The organism is Vibrio sp. V39_P1S14PM300 (assembly GCF_009904765.1).
GTDB classification, from domain to species: Bacteria; Pseudomonadota; Gammaproteobacteria; order Enterobacterales; family Vibrionaceae; genus Vibrio; species Vibrio proteolyticus.
The window spans coordinates 1,472-2,539 of record NZ_WXWP01000129.1 but is presented as its reverse complement, the minus strand read 5'-3'; the positions used below and the strand labels follow the sequence as shown (position 1 = coordinate 2,539).

The following is a 1,068-nucleotide window of genomic DNA, read 5'->3' as shown; positions in this document are numbered from 1 at the left end:
AGTTTGGATAAAAACTAGTTATCTACTTTAAGTTTCTGGAAGTATTCGTCGTAGATGACGCTTGCTTCACCGACTTCATCCTGCCATTCACCACTGTCCATTACTGATTGCGGAGGGAAGATCATTGGATCATTCGCAAATTCTTTTGGCAGCAGAGCATGTGCTGTTTTCACTGGTGTAGGGTAGCCGATTTCCAGTGCAATTTTGGCTGCGTTTTCTGGACGTAGCAGGAAGTCGATCATCTTATGCGCTGCATCGATGTTCTTCGCACCAGCAGGAATAGACAGGCTATCCATCCAGAAAATCGTGCCTTTTTCCGGCCAGATAATGTCGATAGACGCTCCTTCCTGACGGGCCATATAAGCCGAGCCATTCCACAGCATACCCAGTGATACTTCACCAGCCAGGTATGGGTTAGCAGGGAAGTCTGAGTTGAAAACCAACACGTTTGGCATCAGTTTCTTCAACTCTTCATAAGCTGCTTTGATTTCATCTGGGTTCGTGGTGTTCGGAGAATAGCCAAGCTTTGTCAACGCAATGTGGAAGACTTCACGTGAGTCATCCATTAGCATCAACTGACCTTCCCATTTAGGGTCCCACAGATCATCCCATTTAGAGACAGACGATTTGTCCAGCATGTCGGAGTTGATGCCGATGCCCGTCGCGCCCCAAATGTAGGGAATCGAGAAGTTGTTGTTTGGATCAAATGGTTTATTCAGGAAATTGGTATCCAAATCAGCAAAGTGAGAAAGCTTGCTCTTGTCGATTTTCTGTAGCATGCCTTCTTTACGCATCTTAGATACGAAGTAGGTGGAAGGGACAACCAGATCGTAACCAGACCCTTGAGTCTTCAACTTAGCGTACATGCTTTCGTTGGACTCATACGTCGAATAGATCACCTTAATACCGGTTTCCTTTGTGAAGTCTTCCAGCACTTCATTCGGGATGTATTCAGACCAGTTATAGAAGTACAACTCTTGGTCAGCCGCCATTGCAGGTGAAGCGAACATTGTCGCCGCGCAAAGTGCGCTTGCATACAGTTTACTTTTCATTACTTTTCCGTTTTTG

At 45.8% G+C, this 1,068-nt stretch carries 1 protein-coding gene; it reads right to left on the bottom strand.

Features of this window, described 5'->3' with window-relative positions:
- Nucleotides 1–14: 14 nt before the first annotated feature.
- A complete protein-coding gene (locus CAG65_RS06315; protein ID WP_021703281.1) occupies nt 15–1,052 on the bottom strand; it encodes an extracellular solute-binding protein in 1,038 nt (345 codons plus the stop codon).
- Nucleotides 1,053–1,068 lie beyond the last annotated feature (16 nt).

Bases quoted from the DNA above. Each gene is read 5' to 3' on its own strand.
- CAG65_RS06315 (WP_021703281.1), bottom strand. From the start codon at position 1,052: ATGAAAAGTAAACTGTATGCAAGCGCACTTTGCGCGGCGACAATGTTC.